3 protein-coding genes are annotated in these 3,223 nt (G+C 62.6%); all 3 read right to left on the reverse strand.

Annotated elements, in window-relative coordinates; genetic code table 11:
* Positions 1-194: 194 nt before the first annotated feature.
* From upp to AAF555_12240, 3 genes are read right to left on the reverse strand one after another with little or no spacing between them, the layout of a single operon-like run.
* Positions 195-815, reverse strand: coding sequence for a uracil phosphoribosyltransferase (gene upp, locus AAF555_12230; protein MEM6912333.1), 621 nt, complete (start codon positions 813-815; stop codon positions 195-197).
* 41 nt (positions 816-856) lie between these two features.
* Entirely contained in the window at positions 857-2,173 is a 1,317-nt protein-coding gene (locus AAF555_12235; protein ID MEM6912334.1) for a thymidine phosphorylase, read from the reverse strand.
* A gap of 44 nt (positions 2,174-2,217) precedes the next feature.
* The gene (locus AAF555_12240; GenBank protein ID MEM6912335.1) at positions 2,218-3,003 is read right to left on the reverse strand and encodes an SDR family oxidoreductase; all 786 of its coding nucleotides are present in this window, start codon (positions 3,001-3,003) and stop codon (positions 2,218-2,220) included.
* Positions 3,004-3,223: the final 220 nt, after the last annotated feature.

Here is a 3,223-nt window from a genome sequence, read left to right on the forward strand (position 1 = left end):
CCTGGGCGATTTCGGAGACCGCCTCTTCCAAACCTAATACCAAGCTGCAGAATTGGCTGGTAGAATGGCCGAGCGGATTTCGAGCCAGCCCTGCGTTGCTCCTCGGTTACGGTGCCTGCACCGCGCCCTCGTCGCGCCTTGGTCTGGCCCGAAATCCACTCGGCCATTCTACCAGCCAATTCTGCAGCTTGGTATTAGGTTTGGAAGAGGCGGTCTCCGAAATCGCCCAGGCCTGGGAGGATGTATTTTTGGTGGTTCAATTGGCGATCCACTTTGCCGGCCACGATGCGGACGTCAGGGTGGGCTTGTTGGAGGCATTCGATTCCTTCAGGTGCGGCGATGATGCAGATCATGGAGATGGTGGTGGCCCCGCGCTCTTTCAGTTGCCCGATGCACTGGATGGCGGACCCCCCGGTGGCCAACATGGGGTCGATGAGGTAGACTTGGCGCGCGGCGGAGAGGTCTGGCATTTTGGCGTAGTAGCAATTGGCGACGGCGGTTTCTTCGTCTCGCTCCATCCCGATGTAACCGACGCTGCTGTGAGGTATCGTGGACAGGGCGGCGTCCAGCATGCCGAGGCCCGCTCGCAAGATCGGCACGAAGACGACCGGGCCAGCGATTTCGGCCCCTGAGGTGGTTTCCAGTGGGCTGGCGACTTCGAAGGTTCGGAGCGAGAGCGTTTTGGCTGCTTCGGCTACCAGTATCTGGGTCAAGGCCGCGGTGGCGTGGCGGAATGGGGAGGTCGGCGTCTGGGTGTCCCGCAGGAGGGTGAGGTGATGCTGCACCAAGGGGTGTGCGGAGTGGTCCTCTATCATGGTGGCAGGCTGGCGAGGGGTGGAGTTTGGGCAGGAGGCGGTCAGCGAGCTTCGATCCGATCAATGAGGAGTTCTTGTTCGAGCGGTGGCTCGGTGGCAAAGGCGTAGGCGCTGCCTAGCCGATCCCGTGCTTCCGAGAGCGCGGTGGCGTCATTGTAGTGGAGGGTGGCGAGGGTTTCCCCGGGGGTGACGGGCGCTCCGATTTTCTTGGCGAGGACGACGCCGACCGCCAGGTCGATGACGGCGTCTGCCTGGGCCCGGCCGGCTCCCAGGAGGCGGGCGGCTTCGCCGACCCGCCGGGCGTGGAGCGCGGTGACGTAGGCGGGTTCGCTGCCTTGGTAGGAGAGCGCTTCGCGATGCGCGGCTTGGGGAAGGAGGGAGGGTTGGTCGCACACTCTGGGGTCTCCGCCTTGGGCCTGCAGGAGAGCGCGAAAGGCCTGGAGGGCGGCGCCATTTTGCAGCTGGGCTCGAATGAGTTCCTCCGCGGGTTCGGTTTCGGGGAGCAGCCCGCCGAGGCGCAACATTTCGGCTACCAGAGAAGTGGTCACTTCCATGAGGTCGGCTGGGCCTTGGCCTTGAAGGCATTCGATGGCCTCGGCCACTTCGAGGGCATTGCCGACGGTTCGTCCTAGGGGCTGCTCCATGCGGGTGATGAGGGCGGTCGTCGGTTTCCCGGTAGCTTGGCTGATGGAGACGAGGGCGGCCGCTAGCTCGCGCGCGCCGGCTTCGGTTTCCATGAAGGCTCCGTTTCCGCATTTCACATCCAGGACCAGGGCATCGATGCCTTCGGCCAGTTTTTTGCTCAAGATGCTGGAGCAGATGAGGGGAATGCTTTCGATGGTGGCGGTGACGTCGCGCAGGGAGTAGAGCTGGCGATCGGCCGGGACCATGTCTTCGGATTGTCCGATGATGGCGTGGTGGATGGTTTGCAGTTGCGCGCGGTAGGCGGGTTCTTCGAGTTGGACAGAGAAGCCCGGAATGGCCTCCAGTTTGTCGAGTGTGCCGCCGGTGTGGCCCAGTCCACGACCGCTCATCATGGGCACGCAGAGCCCGCAGGCTGCGGCCAAGGGAGCCAGGATGAGGGAGACTTTGTCGCCCACGCCTCCGGTGGAATGCTTGTCGACTTTGGGTCGCGTGATTTCAGGGTGTTCGATCACTCTCCCCGAGCGCATCATGGCTTCGGTCAACCAGGCGGTTTCGCTGGTCGACATGCCGTTGAGGACCACGGCCATCAGGAGGGCGGCTGCTTGGTAGTCAGTGAAGGTGCCCCGGACCACGCCGGTCACGAATTCCTCAATCTCGGCCCGGGTCAGCTCTTGGCGATCCCGCTTTTTCGCGATGATTTCTTGAGGCAGCATGGGGAGAGGAAAGCGGTTCCTGGCCGTTCGAGAGTGGCCAGGCGCTAGGACGGGAGTTCCTGCATTTTTTTGATCTGCTGGAGCACAAATTTTTTGGGGAGGAAGGGCATGGCGGTCATGAGAAACTTCTGGGAGGTGGTCAGTCCGGTCACGACGGCTAGTTTTCCTGCGAGCAGGCCTTGGTAGCCATCCTGGGCTACGGAGCGGGCGGAAGCGGCTTGGGAGAAGAGGGCGGAGTCTTCCATGTGGGCGGCGCTTGCGAATTCGGTGGCGGTAGCCCCGGGTTGCAAGTTGGTCACGGTGACGGGGCTGCCCGATAATTCGCCGGCCAGTCCGTAGCTGAGGGCGGTCACGTAGTGCTTGGTCGCAAAGTAGACCGCTTGCAGGGGCCCTCCCGGGGGCAGGCTAGCGGTGGAGGAGACATTGAGGATGCGGCCCTCTCCACGTTCGAGAAAGACGGGGAGAAAGAGGCGGCAGAGTTCGGTCAGGGCCACGATGTTCAGTTGGATCATGGCGAGGTCTTGAGCCCAGGGGCGTTCATGGAAGAGCCCGAGTCCACCAAAGCCGGCGTTGTTGATGAGGAAGTCCACCCCGATGGATTCGGTCTGGAGGGCTTGGAAAAGGGTTCCGGGAGCGGAGGGTTCGGTCAGGTCCATGGGGAAGAGTCTGACCCGGGTGGAGTGTTCTGATTCGAGCTGGCTTTGGAGTTCCAAGAGTTTGTCTTCCCGGCGAGCGACCAGGATGAGATCGCCCCCGCGTTCGGCGTGGATTTGAGCGAGTTCTTTTCCGATGCCACTGGAGGCACCGGTGATGAGGGCTGTCTGGGCCATGGTGGAGGAAAGGTGTCGGGCGGAGGGGAAGCAAGAAGTCTTCCGTTTGTCTACTAATACCAACCTCCAGAATTCACTAGTAGAATGGAGGGAAGGTGATGTGGGGAAGAGGCGCTGAAGCGCGGGGAAGGGAGAGCCGGTGTCTTTCGAGCCAGCCCTGCGTTGCTCCTCGGTTACGGTGCCTGCACCGCGCCCTCGTCGCGCCTTGGTCTGGCCCGAA

This window comes from Verrucomicrobiota bacterium, from assembly GCA_039027815.1.
In the GTDB taxonomy this organism is placed as follows: domain Bacteria; phylum Verrucomicrobiota; class Verrucomicrobiia; order Verrucomicrobiales; family JBCCJK01; genus JBCCJK01.

Coding starts and splice junctions, on each gene's coding strand:
- upp (MEM6912333.1), bottom strand. CDS start 815: ATGATAGAGGACCACTCCGCACACCCCTTGGTGCAGCATCACCTCACC.
- AAF555_12235 (MEM6912334.1), bottom strand. CDS start 2,173: ATGCTGCCTCAAGAAATCATCGCGAAAAAGCGGGATCGCCAAGAGCTG.
- AAF555_12240 (MEM6912335.1), bottom strand. CDS start 3,003: ATGGCCCAGACAGCCCTCATCACCGGTGCCTCCAGTGGCATCGGAAAA.